17 protein-coding genes are annotated in these 20,874 nt (G+C 73.1%); 5 read left to right on the plus strand and 12 right to left on the minus strand.

Going from position 1 to position 20,874, the window contains the following annotated elements; all coding sequences use genetic code 11:
* The first annotated feature begins 54 nt into the window (after window positions 1-54).
* The 3 genes from B9W62_RS09120 to B9W62_RS09130 all read left to right on the plus strand — a co-directional run bounded on the left by B9W62_RS09120 (window position 55) and on the right by B9W62_RS09130 (window position 3,623).
* Window positions 55-1,731, plus strand: coding sequence for an AMP-binding protein (locus B9W62_RS09120; RefSeq protein WP_107424198.1), 1,677 nt, complete (start codon window positions 55-57; stop codon window positions 1,729-1,731).
* A 15-nt stretch (window positions 1,732-1,746) separates the two neighbouring features.
* A complete protein-coding gene (locus B9W62_RS09125) occupies window positions 1,747-2,601 on the plus strand; it encodes a PaaX family transcriptional regulator (RefSeq protein ID WP_087806700.1) in 855 nt (284 codons plus the stop codon).
* 83 nt (window positions 2,602-2,684) lie between these two features.
* Window positions 2,685-3,623 (plus strand): sulfotransferase family protein, encoded by a 939-nt coding sequence (locus tag B9W62_RS09130; RefSeq protein ID WP_087806701.1) that lies wholly within the window; start codon window positions 2,685-2,687, stop codon window positions 3,621-3,623.
* Here B9W62_RS09130 and B9W62_RS09135 read toward each other — a convergent pair.
* Entirely contained in the window at window positions 3,611-5,971 is a 2,361-nt protein-coding gene (locus tag B9W62_RS09135; RefSeq protein WP_373433677.1) for a bifunctional salicylyl-CoA 5-hydroxylase/oxidoreductase, read from the minus strand. The genes B9W62_RS09130 and B9W62_RS09135 overlap by 13 nt on opposite strands.
* A gap of 25 nt (window positions 5,972-5,996) precedes the next feature.
* On the minus strand, window positions 5,997-6,824 hold the full coding sequence (locus B9W62_RS09140; RefSeq protein WP_087806703.1) for an enoyl-CoA hydratase family protein: 828 nt from the start codon (window positions 6,822-6,824) through the stop codon (window positions 5,997-5,999).
* Between the two features lie 198 nt (window positions 6,825-7,022).
* Here B9W62_RS09140 and B9W62_RS09145 point away from each other — a divergent pair, with 198 nt between their 5' ends.
* Window positions 7,023-7,463: an ATP-binding protein gene (locus B9W62_RS09145; RefSeq protein ID WP_256976248.1), complete on the plus strand. Its 441-nt coding sequence runs from the start codon at window positions 7,023-7,025 to the stop codon at window positions 7,461-7,463.
* Here B9W62_RS09145 and B9W62_RS09150 read toward each other — a convergent pair.
* From B9W62_RS09150 to B9W62_RS09160, 3 genes are all read right to left on the minus strand, one after another.
* The gene (locus tag B9W62_RS09150) at window positions 7,423-8,862 is read right to left on the minus strand and encodes an amino acid permease (protein WP_087806705.1); all 1,440 of its coding nucleotides are present in this window, start codon (window positions 8,860-8,862) and stop codon (window positions 7,423-7,425) included. The genes B9W62_RS09145 and B9W62_RS09150 overlap by 41 nt on opposite strands.
* Window positions 8,863-8,965: 103 nt before the next feature.
* A complete protein-coding gene (argF, locus tag B9W62_RS09155; RefSeq protein WP_087806706.1) occupies window positions 8,966-9,973 on the minus strand; it encodes an ornithine carbamoyltransferase in 1,008 nt (335 codons plus the stop codon).
* Between the two features lie 67 nt (window positions 9,974-10,040).
* Window positions 10,041-11,264 (minus strand): arginine deiminase, encoded by a 1,224-nt coding sequence (locus tag B9W62_RS09160; protein ID WP_087806707.1) that lies wholly within the window; start codon window positions 11,262-11,264, stop codon window positions 10,041-10,043.
* Between the two features lie 180 nt (window positions 11,265-11,444).
* Here B9W62_RS09160 and B9W62_RS09165 point away from each other — a divergent pair, with 180 nt between their 5' ends.
* Window positions 11,445-12,740 (plus strand): cation:proton antiporter, encoded by a 1,296-nt coding sequence (locus tag B9W62_RS09165; protein WP_087811829.1) that lies wholly within the window; start codon window positions 11,445-11,447, stop codon window positions 12,738-12,740.
* 36 nt (window positions 12,741-12,776) lie between these two features.
* Here B9W62_RS09165 and B9W62_RS09170 read toward each other — a convergent pair whose 3' ends face one another.
* The 7 genes from B9W62_RS09170 to B9W62_RS09200 form a co-directional block, all read right to left on the minus strand.
* Complete coding sequence (locus B9W62_RS09170) at window positions 12,777-15,380, minus strand: polynucleotide kinase-phosphatase (RefSeq protein WP_256976251.1); 2,604 nt, start codon at window positions 15,378-15,380, stop codon at window positions 12,777-12,779.
* Window positions 15,377-16,864, minus strand: coding sequence for a 3' terminal RNA ribose 2'-O-methyltransferase Hen1 (locus B9W62_RS09175; protein ID WP_087806708.1), 1,488 nt, complete (start codon window positions 16,862-16,864; stop codon window positions 15,377-15,379). The genes B9W62_RS09170 and B9W62_RS09175 overlap by 4 nt, the downstream gene beginning before the upstream one ends.
* A gap of 169 nt (window positions 16,865-17,033) precedes the next feature.
* Window positions 17,034-17,957: an LLM class F420-dependent oxidoreductase gene (locus B9W62_RS09180; protein WP_087806709.1), complete on the minus strand. Its 924-nt coding sequence runs from the start codon at window positions 17,955-17,957 to the stop codon at window positions 17,034-17,036.
* Between the two features lie 83 nt (window positions 17,958-18,040).
* On the minus strand, window positions 18,041-18,511 hold the full coding sequence (locus B9W62_RS09185; protein ID WP_087806710.1) for a DUF6099 family protein: 471 nt from the start codon (window positions 18,509-18,511) through the stop codon (window positions 18,041-18,043).
* A 184-nt stretch (window positions 18,512-18,695) separates the two neighbouring features.
* A complete protein-coding gene (locus tag B9W62_RS09190; protein ID WP_087806711.1) occupies window positions 18,696-19,046 on the minus strand; it encodes a nucleotide pyrophosphohydrolase in 351 nt (116 codons plus the stop codon).
* Window positions 19,043-20,269 carry an AAA family ATPase gene (locus tag B9W62_RS09195; RefSeq protein WP_087806712.1) on the minus strand — a complete coding sequence of 409 codons (1,227 nt, stop codon included), beginning with the start codon at window positions 20,267-20,269 and terminating at the stop codon, window positions 19,043-19,045. The genes B9W62_RS09190 and B9W62_RS09195 overlap by 4 nt, the downstream gene beginning before the upstream one ends.
* 92 nt (window positions 20,270-20,361) lie before the next feature.
* Window positions 20,362-20,754 (minus strand): cell division protein SepF, encoded by a 393-nt coding sequence (locus tag B9W62_RS09200; protein ID WP_030179462.1) that lies wholly within the window; start codon window positions 20,752-20,754, stop codon window positions 20,362-20,364.
* Between the last annotated feature and the right edge of the window lie 120 nt (window positions 20,755-20,874).

Raw genomic sequence — 20,874 nt, forward strand, 5'->3', positions numbered from 1 at the left:
CCAACACGATACGCTCGTTGCGCGAGCCCACCACGACAAAGGGGGCGAACCGCCATGGCCGATGCGCGCCACGCGGACCCGCACCGCTCCGCCCACGTCGACACCTTCGCGCGCGACCACCTGCCGCCCCCCGAGCAGTGGCCGAAGCTCCTCTTCGAGCTGCCCGAGCTGCGCTACCCGGCCCGGCTGAACTGCGCCGCCGAGCTGCTCACCGGCCCGCCCGGGGACCGCCCGGTCTTCCGCACCGCGTCCGGGGACACCTGGACGTACGGCGACCTGCGGGACCGCGTCGACCGGATCGCGCACGTGCTCACCGGGGACCTCGGTGTCGTCCCGGGCAACCGGGTGCTGCTGCGCGGCCCCACCACCCCGTGGCTGGCCGCGTGCTGGCTGGCGGTGCTGAAGGCGGGCGCGGTGGCGGTCACCGTGCTGGCCCAGCAGCGCCCGCACGAACTCCGCGCGATCTGCGAGATCGCCCGGGTGCGGCACGCGCTGTGCGACGTCCGGGCCGTCGACGACCTCGCCAAGGCGGAGATCGCGGGCCTCGGGATCACCACGTACGGCGGGGACGCGCCGGACGACCTGCACGTCCGCACGGCGTCCGGCGGGGCGCCCGGTACGCCGTACGAGGCGGTCGACACCGCCGCCGACGACGTGGCGCTGATCGCGTTCACCTCGGGCACCACCGGGCGGCCCAAGGGCTGCATGCACTTCCACCGCGATGTGCTGGCGATCGCCGACACCTTCTCCGCGCAGGTCCTCGAGCCGCGCCCGGACGACCTCTTCGCGGGCAGCCCGCCGCTCGGCTTCACCTTCGGGCTCGGTGGTCTGGTGGTCTTCCCGATGCGGGCCGGGGCGAGCGCCCTGCTGCTGGAACAGGCGGGTCCCAGGCAGCTGTTGCCGGCCGTCGCCGAGCACCGGGTGTCGGTGCTGTTCACCGCGCCCACCGCGTACCGCGCGATGCTCGACGAACTGGACGCGTACGACGTGTCGAGCCTCAGGCGCTGTGTCTCGGCGGGCGAGAACCTGCCCGCGGCCACCTGGCGGTCCTGGCACGAGCGCACCGGAGTGCGGATCATCAACGGCATCGGCGCCACCGAGTTGCTGCACATCTTCGTGTCCGCGGCGGACGACGCCATCAGGCCCGGCACGACGGGTGTTCCGGTGCCGGGGTGGCACGCGCGCGTGCAGGACGCGAACGGCGCGCCGGTCCCCGACGGGGAGCCCGGACTGCTGGCGGTGCGCGGACCGGTGGGCTGCCGCTACCTGGCCGATCCGCGCCAGCGGGAGTACGTGCGCGACGGCTGGAACGTCACCGGGGACACCTACGTCCGCGAGCCCGACGGGTACTTCCGGTACGTGGCCCGCGCCGACGACATGATCATCTCGGCGGGGTACAACATCGCCGGTCCCGAGGTGGAGGACGCGCTGCTGCGCCATCCGGACGTGGTGGAGGCGGCGGTGGTGGGCCGTCCCGACCGGCGCCGGGGGCAGATCGTGGTGGCGCACGCCGTACTGCGGGAGGGGTCCGCGCGGGACGCGGACGCCCTGCGCGAGTTCCTGCGCTCGGAGCTGGCGCCGTACAAGTGCCCGCGGGAGATCGTCTTCCTGGACGCGCTGCCGCGCACGGCGACCGGCAAGCTCCAGCGCTACCGCCTCCTCGACCCGTCCGCTCCGGACCCCGCCCCCGCTCCCGGGGCCCGTCCGGATCCCCTGGGCGGCCGGTCCTGACGCCGACGACATAAGATGATCAACGTGTCCGACCAGCACGTACAGCACGCCCCGAGGTCCCTCATCGTCACGCTCTACGGCGCGTACGGTCGCTTCGCGCCGGGTCCGGTGCCCGTCGCCGAGCTGATCCGGCTGCTGTCGGCGGTCGGGGTGGACGCCCCCTCCGTACGCTCGTCGGTGTCCCGGCTGAAGCGGCGCGGGCTGCTGCTGCCGGCCCGGACGGCCGAGGGCGCGGCCGGTTACGAACTGTCCGCCGAGGCCCGCCAGTTGCTGGACGACGGAGACCGGCGGGTCTACGCCACCGCACCCCACGGGGACGAGGGCTGGGTGCTCGCCGTGTTCTCGGTGCCCGAGTCGGAGCGGCAGAAGCGGCACGTCCTGCGTTCACGGCTGGCCGGTCTGGGCTTCGGCACCGCGGCCCCCGGCGTGTGGATCGCCCCGGCCCGCCTGTACGCGGAGACCCGGCACGCGCTGGGCCGCCTTCGCCTGGACTCCTACGTGGACTTCTTCCGCGGCGAGCACCTGGGTTTCACGGCGACCGCCGAGGCGGTGGCCCGCTGGTGGGACCTGGCGGCGATCGCCAAGGAGCACGAGGCGTTCCTCGACCGCCACGCGCGTGTGCTGCACGACTGGGAGCGCCGCACGGACACGCCACCCGAGGAGGCCTACCGCGACTATCTCCTCGCCCTGGACTCCTGGCGCCACCTCCCCTACACGGACCCCGGGCTGCCCTCCGCGCTGCTGCCCGAGGACTGGCCCGGCACGCGCTCGGCGGCCGTCTTCCTGGCGCTGCACGAACGGCTGCGCGACGCGGGCGCGCACTACGCGGCGATGGGACCGGCTCCGGCCCCGAGGAGTGAGGCCGAGTGAGTCACACCACATTCTGACCGCATCAGGGAACCCTCAGCCTCCTCAGACCCTCTTCTCAGGTTTCTCACCTACCGTGCGGACGCATGAGTCTCGCACGCAACTTGAACCGGGCCCTCACCGTGACCACCGGCCTCCAGGTACGCAGAGCGCCGCAGGCGGCGAAGGGGAGTCCGAAGGGGAAGCCGGGAAAGCAGGGGACGCCGGGGAAGCCGGGGAAGAAGTCCGCCGCCGCGCGACCCGCCGCCCCGCAGGCGGCCGCCTACCGATGTCCGTCGGCCGAGGAACTGCCGGCCGAACGGCTGCTGCGACGACCCGTGTTCATCATCTCGTCCATCCGGTCCGGCTCCACCCTGCTGCGCATGATGCTGGGCGCCCACCCGCGGCTGCACGCCCCGCACGAGCTGCACATCGGCCGGCTGGAGGTCAGCTGCACCAACTGGTTCTCGGAGCGGGCGATGGGCGCCCTCGGCCTCGGGCGCGGCGACCTGGAGCACCTGCTGTGGGACCGCGTCCTGCACCGCGAACTCACCGGGTCGGGCAAGGACTTCGTGGTCGAGAAGACACCGGCCAACGTGTACATGTACCAGCGTCTCAAGGACTGCTGGCCCGACGCGCGCTTCGTCTTCCTGCTGCGCCATCCCGCGTCGATCGCCCGCTCCTGGCACGAGACCGACCCCGTCAAGCGGCCGCACGACACGGCCGTCACGGACGTGCTGCGCTACATGACGGCCGTCGAGGAGGCCCGTACGGCGGACCCCGACGGTTTCACCGTGCGCTACGAGGACATCACCGACGACCCCGGGCGCGAGATGCGCCGGCTGTGCGCGTACCTGGACGTCGACTACGCGCCCCGGATGCTGAACTACGGCAAGAAGGGCAACGCCGAGCTGGTCAGGGGCCTGGGCGACTGGCGCGAGAACATCCGCACCGGCACCGTGCAGCCGGGGCGCGAGCTGCCCGGCAAGGACGAGGTCCCCGAGCGGCTGCGCCCGATGTGCGCGGCCTGGGGCTACCCGTCCTGAGGCGGGCCGTGCAGCGTGAGCCTCGGCTTGGGGGCGTCGGTCCGCCCGGTGCGCGGTGGCCGGCTGCCCGCCCGGTACGGCGCCGGCCAGGCGGCGCCCGGCCCGGTGTAGCCCTGTTCGGCGGCGGCGTGCAGCGTCCAGTGCGGGTCGTAGAGGTGGGGGCGGGCCAGCGCGCACAGGTCGGTGCGTCCGGCCAGGACCAGCGAGTTGACGTCGTCCCAGGAGGAGATCGCGCCGACGGCGATCACCGGGACGCCCGCCTCGTTCCGGATGCGGTCCGCGTACGGGGTCTGGTAGGACCGTCCGAACTCGGGCCGTTCACCGGCGACGACCTGGCCCGTGGACACGTCGATGGCGTCGGCGCCGTGCGCGGCGAAGGCCCGGGCGATCTCCACCGCCTCCTCGGCGCTCGTGCCGCCCTCGGCCCAGTCGGTGGCGGAGATCCGTACGGTCATGGGCCGCTCGTCGGGCCACACCTCGCGTACGGCGTCGAAGACCTCCAGCGGGAAGCGCAGCCGGTTCTCCGGTGAGCCGCCGTAGGCGTCGGTGCGGTGGTTGGTGAGCGGGGAGAGGAAGCCGGAGAGCAGGTAGCCGTGGGCGCAGTGCAGTTCGAGCAGGTCGAAACCGGCCCCGGCGGCCCGCTCGGCGGCGGACCTGAACTGATCCCGCACCTCGGTCAGTTGCGCCCGGGACAGCTCGCGCGGGATCTGCCCGCCGGGCCGGTAGGGCAGCGGGGAGGGCGCCACGAGCGGCCAGTTTCCCTCGGGCAGCGGTTCGTCCATGCCCTCCCACATCAGCCGGGTCGAGCCCTTGCGGCCGCTGTGGCCGAGCTGTACGCCGATCGCGGTGCCGGGCGCGCCGTCGTGCACGAAGTCGGTGATCCGCCGCCACGCCCCGGCCTGCCGGCCGGTGTAGAGGCCCGCGCAACCGGGGGTGATGCGGCCCTCGGCGCTGACGCACACCATCTCGGTCATCACCAGGGCGGCGCCGCCCAGGGCCCGGGCGCCGAGGTGGACCAGGTGGAAGTCGCCGGGGACGCCGTCGGTGGCCGAGTACATGTCCATCGGGGAGACGACGACGCGGTTGCGCAGGGTCAGGCCGCGCAGCCGGAACGGGGTGAACATGGGGGGCGTGTCCGGCGGGCAGCCGAACTCGCGCTCGACGGAGTCCGTGAAGCCGGCGTCGCGCAGCCGCAGGTTCTCGTGGGTGACCCGGCGGCTGCGGGTGAGCAGGTTGAAGGCGAACTGGCGCGGCGGCTGGCCGAGGTACCGGTCCAGGTCCTCGAACCACTCCAGGCTGGCCTTGGCCGCCCGCTGGGTGGAAGCGACGACGGGGCGCCGCTCCTCCTCGTAGGCGCTGAGCGCCTCCTGGAGGGTGGGCCGCTCCTCCAGGCAGGCGGCGAGCGCGAGGGCGTCCTCCACGGCGAGCTTGGTGCCGGAGCCGATGGAGAAGTGGGCGGTGTGCGCGGCGTCGCCGATCAGGACAATGTTGCCGTGCGACCAGCGTGCGTTGACGACCGTGCGGAAGGTGGTCCACGCGGACTTGTTGGACCGCAGCGGGCGGCCGCCGAGCGCGTCGGCGAAGATCTTGGCGCAGCGGGTGGTGGATTCCGTCTCGTCCAGTTCGTCGAAGCCGGCCGCCCGCCAGACCTCCTCGCGCATCTCGACGATGACGGTGGAGGCGTCCGGCGCGTAGGGGTAGCCGTGCAGTTGCATCACGCCGTGCTCGGTCTCGGCGATCTCGAAGCGGAAGGCGTCGAAGGCGAAGTCGGCGGCGAGCCAGATATAGCGGCAGCGGTGGGGGGTGAGGTGCGGCCGGAAGACGTCCCGGTACGCCTCGCGGGTGGCGCTGTGCACTCCGTCGGCGGCGACGACCAGGTCGTGGGTGCGCGCGAGCTCGTCCGGGGGCGGTGCCTCGGTACGCAGGCGCAGGTCCACGCCGAGGTCGCGGCAGCGGTCGTGCAGGATCTCCAGGAGGCGGCGGCGGCCCAGGGCGGCGAAGCGGTGTCCTCCGGAGGTGTGGCGGGTGTTCCGGTGGACGATGTCGATGTCGTCCCAGCGGACGAAGTGGGCCTTGAGGGCCTCGTAGACGGTGGGGTCGGCGTGTTCGATGCCGCCGAGGGTCTCGTCGGAGAGGACTACGCCGAAGCCGAAGGTGTCGTCGGGGGCGTTGCGTTCGTAGACGGTGATATCGCGGTCGGGGGCGAGGCGTTTGAGCAGGGCGGCGGTGTAGAGGCCGCCGGGGCCGCCGCCGACAATCGCTACGCGGTGGGGGCGGTTCGGGTTGTCGCGCGACTGCGGGTTCGTTGTGGTTGCTCGCGCAGTTCCCCGCGCCCCTGAGGTCGGCATGCTCCCCCGCGTTGAGAACATCTCCCTACCTCCCTTGCCACTTCGGGGGGCGCTTCTCCGTGAAGGCGGCGTGGAATTCCGCGTAGTCCTCGCCCGTCATCAGCAGGGCCTGGGTCGACGCGTCCAGTTCGATCGCTGCCGCCAGCGGCATGTCCAGTTCGGCCGTGAGGAGGGCCTTGGTCTGGGCGTGGGCCAGGGCCGGGCCGTCGGCCAGGCGGCGGGCCAGGGTGCGGGCGGCCTCGTCGGCACGGCCCTCCTCGGTCAGTTCGCTGATCAGGCCGATGCGCTCGGCCTCGGGCGCGCGGACCGTGTCGCCGAGCATCAGCAGGCGGGTGGCGTGGCCGAGGCCCACGACGCGGGGCAGCAGGTAGGCGGCGCCCATGTCGCCGCCGGAGAGGCCGACGCGGGTGAAGAGGAAGGCGAAGCGGGCGGACGGGTCGGCGACGCGGAAGTCGGCGGCCAGGGCGAGGACCGCGCCCGCTCCGGCGGCGACCCCGTGCAGCGCGGCGATCACCGGGAACGGGCACTCCCGTACCGCCCGCACCACCTGGCCCGTCATCCGGTTGAAGTCGAGCAGCTCGGCGGTGTCCATGGACAGGGTCGCGCCGATGATCTCGTCCACGTCGCCGCCGGAGCAGAAGCCGCGCCCCTCGCCGGCCAGCACCAGCGCCCGCACCGACCGCCGGCGGGACAGCTCGGCGAGCAGGTCGCGCAGGTCGGCGTAGGCCTCGAAGGTGAGCGCGTTGAGCTTGTCGGGACGGGCGAGGGTGACGGTGGCGACGCCGTCGGTGATCTCGACACGCAGGTGCCGCCAGTCGGGGGTGGGGGCGGCGGAGCCGGTGAAGGGACTCATGACACTCGAAGTTATCACCCTTCTGTGACTGTCGTCACGGGTGCGCAATAGGACGCCGGTCGTCGATGTCGAGGTGTCGAGGTGTCGAGGGCCGAAGGTCCCGCAGGTGCCCGTCGAACGGCTCTGCCGGGTGGCGCCGTACCATTCATAAGGTTGAAAGCAGGACAGGACACCCCTGCTCCACGAAACGGACCCGCCGTGCACGAACACTCCCCCGCACCCGCCTCCTGGCGCATCGCGCTGCCGCACTCCGCCGCGGCCGTGCCGGTGGCGCGTGCCCTGGTGCGCAGTGCCCTGGCCGAGCTGGAGCACACGGCCGACGGGGACACCGCGGAGCTGCTCACGGCGGAGCTGGTCGCCAACGCGGTGGAGCACACCCCGGCCGGCCCGACCGCCATCGAGCTGGTGGTGGAGCTGATGCCGACCGGCTGCCAGGTGGAGGTGCACGATCCGGACCCGTCGCCGCCGGCCGATCTCACCCGGCCGGACGTGGAGCCGCCCGATCCGTGGCGCGAGGACGGGCGCGGGCTGCTCCTGATCCGCGCCCTCAGCTCGTCCTGCGGCCACCGGCCCACCAGGTCGGGCAAGGCCGTCTGGTTCAGGCTTCCTGCGGTACCCGCTCAGCGTCGCCCGCATTGACGGCGGCCTGGGCCAGGCGCGAGTGCCGGCGCCCGTAGGCGGTGTAGACCAGCAGGCCCACCGCGAGGAACACCGCGAACTGGAGCCAGGTGGCCCCGCCCGTCTCGTACATCAGGTACAGGCAGAAGCCGATGCCGAGCAGCGGGGTCGCCGGATAGAGCGGGACGCGGAAGGTGCGGGCGAGGTCCGGTTCGCGGCGCCGCAGGGTCATCACCGAGACGTTGACGGCGGCCATCGTGGCGAGGGTGCCGATGGTGCACAGGTTGACCACCGCGTCGAGCGGGGCGAAGGCGGCCGGAAGGGCGAAGACCGCGCCGACGATCAGGGTGCCGGCGACCGGGGTCGCGGTGCGCGGGGAGACCTTCTCGAAGACCCGGGGGATCAGTCCGTCCCGGGACATCGACATCAGGATGCGGGTCTGGCCGTACATCACGGCGAGCACCACCGAGGCGATGGCGACGACCGCGCCGAAGGCGACCACGCCGCCGCCGATCGCGGAGCCGGTGACCTCGTCGACGACGTAGGAGAGCGCGGCGGGCCGGCCGCCGACCTGGTCGCCGCCGACGGCGCCGATCGCGGCGACGGCGACCGCGCAGTACAGCAGGGTGACCAGGCCGATGCAGACCAGGATCGCGACCGGGATGTCGCGGCGCGGGTTCTTGGCCTCCTCGCCGGCCGTGGTGATGGCGTCGAAGCCGATGTAGGAGAAGAAGGCGGCCGTGGTGCCGGCGCCGATGCCGCCGAGGCCGGCCGGGGAGAAGGGGGTGAGGTTGCCGTCCCGGAAGGCGGTGAAGCCGATGGCGCAGAAGGCGAGCAGGACGGCCAGCTTGAGGACGGCCATGGCGGCCGTGGCTCGGGCGCTCTCTCGCACCCCGCGCACCAGCAGCACGCAGGCCAGGGCGATGACGATCACCGCGGGCAGGTTGACGGCGCCGCCGTCGCCGGGGCCGGCGGAGAGGGCGTGCGGGAGCTGGACGCCGAGGACGCTGTCGAGCAGTTCGTTGACGTACTGGCTCCAGCCGACCGCGACCGCCGAGACGGACACGCCGTACTCCAGGAGCAGGCACCAGCCGACGAGGAAGGCGGTCCGCTCGCCGAGCCCGGCGTAGGCGAAGGAGTACGAGGAGCCGGAGACCGGGATCGCGCCGCCCAGCTCGGCGAAGGCGAACGCGGTGAACACGCAGGTGATCGCGGCGAGGACGAAGGAGACGACGACGGCCGGACCGGCCTCGGCGACCGAGTCGGACAGGCCGACGAAGATGCCGGTGCCGACGATCGCGCCGACGCCGAAGCAGACGAGCTGGAACAGCCCCATCGTGCGCTTCAGGCCGTGGCCTTCGCGGTCGGCGCCGGATTCGGCGACCAGGAGGTGGGGGGACTTGACGCGGGAAGCGGGCATTGCGGGTGGTGCTCGTTTCTGGTGGTGCGGGGCGCGGGGGTGGTCGCGCGGGCGGCGCCGGGAGGGGTGGGTCCGGAGCCGCCGGTCAGGATAACGGGCCTGCTCAGGCCAGCGTGGCGACGAGGACGGCCTTGATGGTGTGCAGGCGGTTCTCCGCCTCGTCGAAGACGACCGAGTGCTCCGACTCGAAGACCTCGTCGGTGACCTCCAGGGAGTCGAGCCCGTGGGCCTCGAAGATCTCCTGGCCGACCTTGGTGCCCAGGTCGTGGAAGGCGGGCAGGCAGTGCAGGAACTTGACGTCCGGGTTGCCGGTGGCGCGCAGCACGTCCATGGTCACGGCGTAGGGGGCCAGCGCCTTGATCCGCTCGGCCCAGACTTCCTTGGGTTCGCCCATGGAGACCCAGACGTCGGTGACGACGAACCCGGCGCCGCGCACCCCCTCGGCCACGTCCTCGGTGAGGGTGACGCGCGCCCCGCTGGCCTCGGCGAGGCGGTGCGCCCGGTCGACGACCTCCTGGGCGGGCCAGTACGCCTTCGGGGCGACGATGCGCACGTCCATGCCGAGCAGGGCGCCGGTGACCAGGTAGGAGTTGCCCATGTTGAAGCGGGCGTCGCCGAGGTAGGCGAAGCCGATCTCCCGCAGGGGGCGGTCGCTGTGCTCGGTCATGGTGAGCACGTCGGCGAGCATCTGGGTGGGGTGCCAGTCGTCGGTCAGACCGTTGTAGACGGGGACGCCGGCGAAGGCCGCCAGCTCCTCGACCTTGGTCTGGCTGTCGCCGCGGTACTCGATGCCGTCGAACATCCGGCCCAGCACCCGCGCGGTGTCCTTCACGGACTCCTTGTGCCCGATCTGGGAGCCGGCCGGGTCGAGGTAGGTGGTGGCGGCGCCCTGGTCGGCGGCGGCGACCTCGAACGCGCAGCGGGTGCGCGTCGAGGTCTTCTCGAAGATCAGCGCGATGTTCTTGCCGGCGAGGTACCGCGTCTCGGTCCCGGCCCGCTTGGCGGCCTTCAGCTCGGCGGCCAGCTCGACCAGGCCGCGGAACTCCTCCTCGGTGAAATCGAGCTCCTTGAGGAAGTGGCGGCCGGTGAGGGCGGTCGGGACTGTCGCCATGAGGGCGCTCCAGAGATACGGGACGGGAACGGGGAACTTCTGAAACTATATACGAGATCCGGAATTCTTATACGGCCGTGCGTTCGACCGGGCAGCTCATGCAGCGCGGCCCGCCCCTGCCCCGGCCCAGCTCGCTGCCGGGGATCTCGATCACCTCGATGCCCTGTTTGCGCAGGTGGGTGTTGGTGGTGGCGTTGCGCTCGTAGGCGACGACGACGCCCGGCTCGACGGCCAGGACGTTGCAGCCGTCGTCCCACTGCTCGCGCTCGGCCGCGTGCACGTCCTGGGTGGCGGTGAGGACCCGGATCTCGCCGAGGCCGAGGGCGGCGGCCATAGCGCGGTGCATGTGCTCCGGCGGGTGGTCGGTGACCTTCAGGTCCTTCTCGCCGGCGCCCGGCTCGATGGTGTAGGAGCGGAGCATGCCGAGCCCGGCGTACTGGGTGAAGGTGTCGCCGTCGACCATCGTCATCACCGTGTCCAGGTGCATGAAGGCACGCCGCTTGGGCATGTCGAGGGCCACGATGGTCCGGGCGGACCCGGCGGCGAACAGCTTGTGGGCGAGCATCTCGACGGCCTGGGGCGTGGTGCGCTCGCTCATGCCGATGAGCACGGCGCCGTTGCCGATGACCAGGACGTCGCCGCCCTCGATGGTGGAGGGGTAGTCGGCCTGCCCCTGGGACCAGAGGTGGAACGTCTCCTCGCGGAACAGCGGGTGGTGCCGGTAGATCGCCTCGAAGTGGACCGTCTCGCGCTGCCGGGCGGGCCAGCGCATGGCGTTGATGGAGACGCCGTCGTAGATCCAGGCCGAGGTGTCCCGGGTGAAGAGGTGGTTGGGCAGCGGGCCGAGCAGGAAGTCGTCCAGCTCCATGACGTGGAAGCGCACGGAGGTCGGCTCCGGGTGCGCCTGAAGGAACTCCCGCTTGGTCATGCCGCCGACCAGCCACTCGGCCAGCTCGTGGGCGGGCAGGGTCTCGAAGGCGGCCCGGAGGTGGTCCGTGGCCAGCACTCCGTACTCCTTCTCGTCGAAGACCCGGTCCAGGACGAGCCGCCGGGCGGCCGGGACGTCCAGGGTCTCGGTGAGCAGGTCGCCGAAGAGGTGCACCGCCACCCCGCGGTCGCGGAGCACGTCGGCGAACCCGTCGTGCTCGGCGCGCGCCCGGCGCGCCCACAGCACGTCGTCGAAGAGAAGGGCGTCCTTGTTGCTGGGGGTGAGCCTTTTGAGCTCGAGATCCGGCCGGTGCAGGATGACGCGGGTGAGCCGCCCGGCTTCGGAGTCGACTTGGAATCCCATGCCTCCATCTTGACCAGTCGAGCGGGTGTTCACCCCCCGCTTTCGCCTGCCCGTGCCCACAGTGCGCCCTCCGGGTGCCCCTGTGCGACGGCGAGGCGCCCCGGCGCCGCCGCGTAAGGCGTGGCGAAGGCCGGAGTGCCCGGCCGCACGTCAGGGGGAGGCCCGTTGAGTTCCGACACGTTGAGTCCCGATGCCCTGATCACCCACTTCGTGGGCGCCTCGGCGCTCATCCTGGTGGCCGCGCACACCGGTGGGTGGCTGGCCCGGCGACTGGGGCAGCCGTACATCGTGGGCCAGTTGGCGACGGGGATCGCCCTCGGTCCCTCACTGCTCGGCAGCACGGCCCCGGACGCGTACGCGGCCCTGTTCCCGGCGGCGATCGGTCCGGCGCTGACCGGGCTCGCGCAGTTCTCGCTGGTGGTGTTCCTGTTCGCGGTGGGCTACGAGCTGGACCTGAAGGTGCTCGGGGTCCGGGCGCGCAGCTCGGTGAACGTGGCGCTGGCGTCGTTCGCCGTGCCGATGGCCGTGGGCAGCGGCTGCGCCCTGCTGTTCGCGGACGCCTTGCACGACCTGGGCATGCCCAGGGACCTCTCCCCCGGCATGGTGGTCTTCGCGGGGGTCGCCCTGGCGACGACGGCGGTACCGGTGCTGACGGCCATCGTGCGCGAGAACGGGCTGTCCCGCACGGTCCCCGGAGTGGTGGCCGTCTCCGCCGCCGGGGTCCTGGACGCGATCTGCTGGACGGTGCTGGCGGGCGCGCTGCTGGATGCGGAGAGCGGGGACGGCGCCGCAGGAGGGCTCGGCTGGCCGTGGCGGGTGCTGCTCACGGTCGGCTACCTCGCCCTGATGGCGTGCGCGGCCCGCCCGCTGCTGCGCCTGCTGCTGTGGCGGACCCGGCTGGAGCCCTCGCTCCGGATGGCGCTGCTCATCGGCTTCGCCCTCGGCTCGGCGTGGGTCACGCACGCGCTGGGGCTGCATGTGATCTTCGGTGCGCTGCTCGCCGGCGTGGTCGTCCCGCGGGAGGAGGGCGGCACCCTCGACCCCGACCTGCTGCGGCCGCTGCTGTCCGTGGCCTCGCTGCTGCTGCCGTTCTTCTTCGTGCTGTCGGGCCAGTCCGTGGCGCTGAACAGCATGACGGGCACGGGCTGGGCCGCCCTGGCGGTGGTGATGCTGCTCGCGGTCGTGACGAAGATCGGCAGCGGCGCGGCGGCGGCCGGTCTGGGCGGCCTCGACCGGCACGACGCGTGGACGGTCGGCATCCTGCTCAACACCCGGGGGCTGACCGAGCTGATCGCCCTCAACGCGGGCCTGGACGCGGGCCTGCTGAGCGCCCCGCTCTACACGGTCCTCGTCTTCATGGCCCTCGCCACGACGCTGCTGACCCAGCCCCTCCTGCTGCTCAACGCGCGCTTCGCCACGCGCGAGCGCCGTCCGGAGTCGGCCCGGTCCACGGCGGTGAAGCCGTACGCCGGGTGACCGCGGACGGCGCACGCCCCACCGCCGGGGACCGGATCACAGCCGCGGGTCCACCGGCTCCGACTCCAGGGCCAGCACCCCGAACACCGCCTCGTGCACGCGCCACAGCGGCTCGCCGTCCGCGAGGCGGTCCAGGGCCTCCAGGCCGAGGGCGTACTCGCGGATCGCCAGGGACCGCTTGTGGTTCAGGAAGCGGTGCCTGAGCCGGGCGAGGTGGTCGGGGCGGGTGTACTCGGGGCCGTAGATGATGCGCAGGTACTCGCGGCCGCGGCACTTGATGCCGGGCTGCACCAGGCGGCCCTTGTCGTCGCGCACGAGGGCGCCGATCGGCTTGACGACCATGCCCTCGCCGCCGCGGCCGGTCATCTCCAGCCACCAGTCGACGCCCGCCGCCACCGACTCGGGGTCGCCGGTGTCGACGTACAGCCGCCGGGTGGTCTGGAGCAGGCCGCTGCCGTCGTGCTCGACGAGCCGGTCGAGGAGGGCGAGCTGCTCGTCGTGCGGCAGCGCGGCCAGGCTGCGGCCCTGGACGGCGAGGATCTGGAACGGGGCCAGGCGGACGCCGTCCAGGCCGTCGGTGGGCCAGCAGTAGCGGCGGTAGGCGTCGGTGAAGGCGGCCGCGTCGGCGGACCGGTCGCGCTGGCGGTCGAGGAGGTCCCGCACCTCGACGCCGCGCGCCGCGGCGCCCTCGAGTGCGGCCAGCGCGCCCGGGAACACCGCGCCGGAGGCGGCGCCCACGGCGGCGTACTGGGAGCGCAGCAGGCCCGATGCCTTGAGCGACCAGGGCATCAGCTCGGCGTCGAGGAGCAGCCAGTCGGTGGCCAGTTCCTCCCACAGGCCGGCCTCGCCGGCCGCGGTGCGCAGCCGGTCCAGGATCTCCTCGGTGACCGAGGCGTCGTCGAGGAAGGGGCGGCCGGTACGGGTGTAGAGGGACCCGGTGGGGCCGTCCACACCGAACCGGGCGCGGGCCGCCTCCGCGTCGCGGCAGACCAGGGCCACCGCCCGCGAGCCCATGTGCTTCTCCTCGCACACCACCCGCGCGACGCCGTCGGCCGCGTACTGCGCGAAGGCCTCCTTCGGGTGCTCCAGGTAGCCGTCCACCCCGGAGGTGGCGGTCGGCGCCATGGTCGGCGGGAGGTACGGCAGCAGGCGGGGGTCGGTGGCGAAGCGGCTCATGACCTCCAGGGCCGCCGCGCCGTTCTCCTCGCGCACGGTGATCCGCCCGGCGTGCCGGGTCTCCACCGTCCGGCGGCCCTGGACGTCGGCCAGGTCCAGCGGGCGGCCGTCGTGTCCGCCGGGCGCCTCGGTGCGCAGCGGCCTGGCCGGCTCGTACCAGACCCGCTCGGCGGGTACGTCGACCAGCTCGCGCTCCGGCCAGCGCAGCGCGGTGAGCTTGCCGCCGAAGACGGCGCCGGTGTCCAGGCAGATGGTGTTGTTGAGCCAGGTGGCCTCCGGTACAGGGGTGTGGCCGTAGACGACGGCCGCGCGGCCCCGGTAGTCCTCGGCCCACGGGTAGCGCACCGGCAGGCCGAACTCGTCGGTCTCGCCGGTGGTGTCGCCGTAGAGGGCGTGGCTGCGGACCCGGCCGGAGGTGCGGCCGTGGTACTTCTCGGGTAGACCGGCGTGGCAGACCACGAGCCGGCCGCCGTCGAGGACGTAGTGGCTGACCAGGCCGTCGATGAACTCCCGTACCTCGGCGCGGAACTCCTCGCTCTCGCCGTCCATCTGCTCGACGGTCTCGGCGAGTCCGTGGGTGTGCTGGACGTTGCGGCCCTTGAGGAAGCGGCCGTACTTGTTCTCGTGGTTGCCCGGCACGCACAGCGCGTTGCCCGACTTGACCATGGACATCACGCGGCGCAGCACGCCGGGGCTGTCCGGGCCGCGGTCGACGAGGTCGCCGACGAAGACGGCGGTGCGGCCCTCGGGGTGGACGCCGTCGGTGTAGCCCAGCGTGCCGAGCAGGGTCTCCAGCTCGGCGGCGCAGCCGTGGACGTCGCCGACGATGTCGAAGGGGCCGGTGAGGTGGGTGAGGTCGTTGAAGCGCTTCTCGGTGACGACGGTGGCGTGCTCGGCCTCCGCTGTTCCGCGCAGCACGTGCACCTTGCGGAAGCCCTCGCGCTCCAGGTGGCGCAGGGAGCGGCGGAGTTCGCGGGTGTGGCGCTGGATGACCCGGCGGGGCATGTCGGCGCGGTCGGTGCGGGTGGCGTTGCGCTCGGCGCAGACCTGCTCGGGCACGTCGAGGACGATGGCGATGGGCAGCACGTCGTGCTTCCTGGCCAGCTCGATCAGCTGACGCCGGGCGTCCTGCTGCACGTTGGTCGCGTCGACGACGGTGCGGCGGCCCGCGGCGAGCCGCTTGCCGGCGATGTAGTGCAGGACGTCGAAGGCGTCGCGGCTGGCGCTCTGGTCGTTCTCGTCGTCGGCGACCAGGCCCCGGCAGAAGTCGGAGGAGATGACCTCGGTCGGCTTGAAGTGGCGCCGGGCGAAGGTGGACTTGCCGGAGCCCGAGGCGCCGATCAGCACGACGAGGGAGAGGTCGGTGACGGGCAGGGCGCGGGCCCGCACGGTGGGGCCGGCGGTGCTGCCGGTGCTGCTGCCGGTGGTGTCGCCGGTGCTGCCGGTGGTCTCGGCGGTGCTCATGCGGCCTTCGCCTCCTTCTCGGTCGCGGTGGTGGTCTCGGTGGGGCCCCCGAGGGTGAACAGGGCCAGCTGGGTGGGCGGGCCCACCTCGGGGTCCTCGGGTCCGACGGGGCGGAACTCCACGGCGTAGCCGTGCCGTTCGGCGACCGCCCGGGCCCAGGTGCGGAACTCCTCGCGGGTCCACTCGAAGCGGTGGTCGCGGTGGCGGACGTGACCGGCGGGGAGGGTCTCCCAGCGCACGTTGTACTCGACGTTGGGGGTGGTGACGACGACGGTGCGGGGGCGGGCCGAGCCGAAGACGGCGTACTCCAGGGCGGGCAGCCTCGGCAGGTCGAGGTGCTCGATCACCTCGCTGAGCACGGCGGCGTCGTACCCCTTGAGGCGCTTGTCGGTGTAGGCGAGGGAGCCCTGGACGAGCCGGACGCGGGCGGCCTGGCGCTCGCCCATGCGGTCCAGCCCGAGCCGCCGGGAGGCGATGGTGAGGGCGCGCACCGACACGTCCACGCCGACGATCTCGGTGAAGCGGGGCTCCTTGAGCAGCTCGCGCACCAGGTGCCCCTCGCCGCAGCCGAGGTCGAGGACGCGGGCGGCGGCGTGGTCGCGCAGCGCGGTGAGGATCGCCTCGCGGCGGTGCACGGCCAGCGGGGTCGGCTTCGGCTCCTGCTCGGCCTCCGCCTCGACCGCGTTGTCGATCTCCTCGACCTCGCTGTCGTCGGTCTCGGCCAGCCGGATCAGCTCCAGCCGCTGCATCGCCTCGCGGGTCAGGGACCAGCGGCGGGACAGGTAGCGGCTGGTGATCAGCTTCTGCTCCGGGTGGCCGGACAGCCAGCCCTCACCGGCCCGCATCAGCTTGTCGACCTCGTCCGGGGAGACCCAGTAGTGCTTGGCGTCGTCGAGCACCGGGAGGAGGACGTACAGGTGGCGCAGGGCGTCCGAGAGGGTGAGGGTCTCGGACTCCAGGACGAGCCGGACGTAGCGCGAGTCGCCCCACTCGGGGAACTCGGTGTCCAGCGGGACCGGCTCGACGGCGGCCGTCCAGCCGAGCGGCTCGAACAGGCGCCGGACCAGGTCGGGGCCGCCGCGGGCGGGCAGCGCGGGCACCTCGACGCGCAGCGGCAGCGGCTGGGCGGCGCGCTCCGGGCGGGCCTTGCACACGCCGCGCATCGCGCTGGAGAAGACGGTGCTCAGCGCGACGGCGAGGAGGGACGAGGCGGCGTACGGACGGTCGTTGACGTACTGCGCGAGCGCCGCGTCGGGGGCGCCGCCGCGGCCCTTGCCCTTGCCGCGCCTGACCAGCGCCACCGCGTCGACCTCCAGCAGCAGCGCCGCCGTGCAGCGCTGGTCCTCCGCCTCGGGGTAGAGCACGTGGGCCGTGCCGAAGGAGGTGGAGAACGCCTGCGCCTTGTCCGGATGCTTGTGCAGCAGGAAACCGAGGTCGGTCGCGGGGTGCTCGGGGGTGCCGGTGGTGGTGATGGTCAGGAACATGGGCCTCTCCGGCCGGGTCGGCGGTGCAACGGACGACTGCGTGGGCGCCGTGCGCACGAGAGCCCCCAGGGGTGTTCCCCGGGGGCTCCGGCAGGACGACGGTCACACCATCGCACAGGGCGGGTGACCGGCGCCTTCGGTTATCCGGCGGTGCGACGGGCGGGCGGTCTCAGGCCAGTTGCGACTGGACCTGGGAGGAGATCAGCTCCAGGTGGTCCAGGTCGTCGAGGTCGAGGATCTGGAGGTAGATCCGCTGGGCGCCGGCCTCGGCGTAGCGGCCGATCTTCTCGACGACCTCGGCCGGGGAGCCCGCGAGGCCGTTGGCCTTCAGCTCGTCGACCTCGCGGCCGATGACGGCGGCGCGCCGGGCGACCTCGGCGTCGTCCTTGCCGACGCAGGCGACGAGGGCGTTGGAGTAGGTGAGCGCGTCGGCCGAGCGGCCGGCCGCCTCGGCGGCGGCCCGCACCCGGCCGAACTGGCGCTCGGTGTCCTCGATCGAGGCGAACGGCATGTTGAACTCGTCGGCGTACTGGCCGGCCAGCCGCGGGGTGCGGGTGGCGCCGTGGCCGCCGATGAGCACGGGCACCTTGGCCTGCGCGGGCTTGGGCAGCGCGGGCGAGTCGGTGAGGTCGTAGAACTGGCCGTGGAAGTCGAAGGTCTTGCCGGTCTCGGTGGCCCACAGGCCGGTGACGATGGCCAGCTGCTCCTCCAGGCGGCCGATCTTCTCCTTCGGGAAGGGGATGCCGTACGCCTTGTGCTCCTCCTCGAACCAGCCGGCGCCCAGGCCCAGCTCGACGCGGCCGCCGGACATCTGGTCGACCTGGGCGACCTGGATGGCGAGGACGCCGGGCAGCCGGAAGGTGCCCGCGGTCATGAGGGTGCCCAGCCGGATGCGCTTCGTCTCCCGGGCGAGGCCGGCCAGGGTGATCCAGGCGTCGGTGGGGCCGGGAAGGCCGTCCGAGGCGCCCATGCGGAGGTAGTGGTCGCTGCGGAAGAAGGCGTCGAAGCCGAGGTCCTCGGTGGCCTTGGCCACGGTGAGCAAGGTGTCGTAGGTGGCCCCCTGCTGGGGCTCGGTGAAGATACGGAGATCCATGTCTCCCATCCTGCCTGCTCGGCGCGGGTGACCGGCTCAGGCTCCCGTCGCGGCGCGCGCCCACCGGGCCGGCACGCGGCGGCCTAGCCCGCCTCCCGCTCCGGTAAGTGCGCGTCGCGGTCCGCCAGTTTGCGCAGCATCTCCAGGACCCGGTCCCGGGACTCGTCCGCCGCGTCGATGGCCTCCATGCACTGCCAGTACGTCGCCTCGTCGTCGGCGGCGCAGGCCACGCCCACGAGCGCGATGCCGGTCTCGCCCAGCAGGGTGCCCAGGCGCATCAGGGCCTGCCGGGCGTCGCCCAGTTCGGTGAGCTGGGCGGCGCGCAGCTCGCCCGGGGCCAGCTCCGGCGTCCGCAGCACTCCGCAGCCGCGGCCCGCCAGCTCGGTCAGCCCGATGGCCTCGCCGCGCAGTTCGGGTGGGCCGTACACGGCCAGCCGGCTGCCGATCGCCTGGGCCAGTGCCTGTACCTGCCACACCTCCGTCAGGACGTCCGGCACCTCGCCACCGGCGGCCAGGGCACGCCCACTCGTCACGATGAGCCGCACAGCGTCCATGCGCTGCCCCCGTCTGTTCCGACGCGCTCGCGGCGCGTCCGCCCGAACTCCGTTGTCCACTACCCAGAGTGAAGGTGTGTGGGGCGAAAAGCCAGAGGAAGGAGGAAATCTTCGGACACCACGGTGATTTCTGGCCGGATTATGACTGCGGAGAGTGATAACGGAGTGGTTGGCTCCTGCGGTCTCAGCCTTCCGGTCCGCCCGCCTCGCCCACGGGGAACCGCGTCTCGTTGCGCTCGATCTTCGCCTCCAGCGCGGCCAGCGGGTCGACGCCGAGCACCTCGCAGAACTGGAGGAGGTACGCCAGCACGTCGGCGACCTCGTCCCGCACCCGGTGGGCGGTGTCCGGGTCGGTCATGACGCGGGCCGACTGCTCGGGCGTCAACCACTGGAAGATCTCGAGGAGTTCGGCGGCCTCCACGCTCAGCGCGGCGGCCAGGTTCTTGGGGGTGTGGTACGGCTGCCAGTCGCGCGCGGCGGCGAACTCGGCCAGCCTGCGCCGGAGTGCCGCGAGGTCACGGGGATGATCGGTCACGGCTTCAGGTGTACCACCGTGACGCCGCCCGCCCCGTCCGCCCCCGCCTGCCCGACCGCCCCCGCCACCCACGACGCGTCGGCCACCGCCGCGACGAGGCGGATGTGCCCCCGGTCGCACATCCGCACCGCCAGCCGGATCAGTTCGGCGCGCTGGCACACGTCGAGGCCGCGGTCGAAGCCGTCGGCCAGGACGGTGAGCGTTTGCAGGGCGGCGGGCACCTCGCCGGCCGGGTCGACCGCCAGCACGCCGGGCCCGGTGAACAGCACGAGTGCCAGGGCGAGGTAGCGCAGCTCGCCGTAGCCGAGGCGGGCGAGGCCGGTGCGGACGCCGTCGCCCCGGTCGAGGAGGGCGCGGACCACACCGCCGAGGACCGGTTCGGCCAGGACGTCCTCGACCGGGCCCGCGCATCCGGCCCGGACCGCCGCGACGAACTGCGCGTGCCTGCGCCCGCACTCGGCGCGGGTGCGCCACAGCACGTCGGCGAGGTTGTCGCAGCCGCCGAGGAGGCGGCCGGAGCCGGTGGGCACGGGCTCCCGCATCCGGCCGGGGCGCGGATCGCAGGCGAAGGCGGAGCGCAGCGCGACCACCATCTGCTCGGCCGCCGCGAGCACCCTGCGCTGCCCGTCCGTCTTGCCGGCCACCCGCAGCGGCAGCAGCGGGGTGCCGAGCCGGTCGTCCGGCAGCGGGGCGCGGGTCACGGGTGCCGACCCGGCCGTGTGCCAGGCCGCCTGCACGGCACGGCGGCCGGGGTCGCGCAGGGCCGTCTCGAGGAGCACGACGCCGTCCACCGTCAGCCGCTCCCCGACGATGCGCAGTTCGGGCTCGGCCTGCACGGCGACGTCCAGGTGCACCGGTCCCGCCGCGCCGTCGGCGGTGCAGCCGATGCGGAAGCCCCGGCGCCGCTGCGCGTCGGGCCGGGCCCGTTCGGGCACGCAGGCGGCCGGGTCCGGGAACACCGCGCCGAGTTGCGCGCCGCCGCCGAGCCGGGCCAGGGCGTCGTAGGCCCTGAGCGCGCTGGTCTTGCCGCTGCCGCTGGGCCCGGCCAGCACGGTGAGCGGCCCGAGCCGCAGCACGGCACGCCGGTGCCCGGCGAAGGCGGACAGCCGCAGCTGGGTGACGCGGGGGCGGTCGGGCAACGGCCCGACGGGCGCGGACGAGCCGGACGGCACGGGTGCCGCGGACGAGCCGGACGACGCGGAGGACGCAGGTGACGCTGCCATATGCGGACCGTAGGACCGCGCCGGACGGCGAACCGTTTTGCCCGGACGGCTTTCCTACGATCGGGGGACCGGGCGGCCGGGGCCGGGGACCGTCACACTCCAGGGACCCCCACCGCGCTCTCCATCAGTCCGTTCACCTCGGTGCCCGCCGGGGTCAGCAGGAAGACGTTGCGGTCCACCCGGTGCATCCCGCTGGCCAGACCGAAGACGACGCCGGTACTGAAGTCCAGCACCCGTTTGGCGACATCGCCCTCGGCGCTGGTCAGGTCCAGGAGCACCGGGATCCCCGCCATCAGCGTCTCGGCGACCTCCCGGGCGTCCGCGAAGACGTTGACCCTGAGGACGACGAAACGGCGGCGCCGCTCCGTCTCCGCCTCCGGCATCGCCCGGTGGCCGACCGCCGACGGCCAGGCGTCACGCCCGCGCAACGGCACGACCTGGGCGAGCCCTTCCCACTGTTCATCGGTGACGTCGTGGCTGTTCACCGGCTCCCCCGATTCCACTCGCCTTCATTGCCTGCACCAGCCAATTCTTACGCCAAGTCACCCGTTCGGCCCAACAGCGACACGGTCGGCGACGCTCCGTGTCCGGTGATTGCCCTGAGG

The organism is Streptomyces sp. CS113 (genome assembly GCF_002188365.1).
Taxonomy (GTDB): Bacteria; Actinomycetota; Actinomycetes; order Streptomycetales; family Streptomycetaceae; genus Streptomyces; species Streptomyces tendae.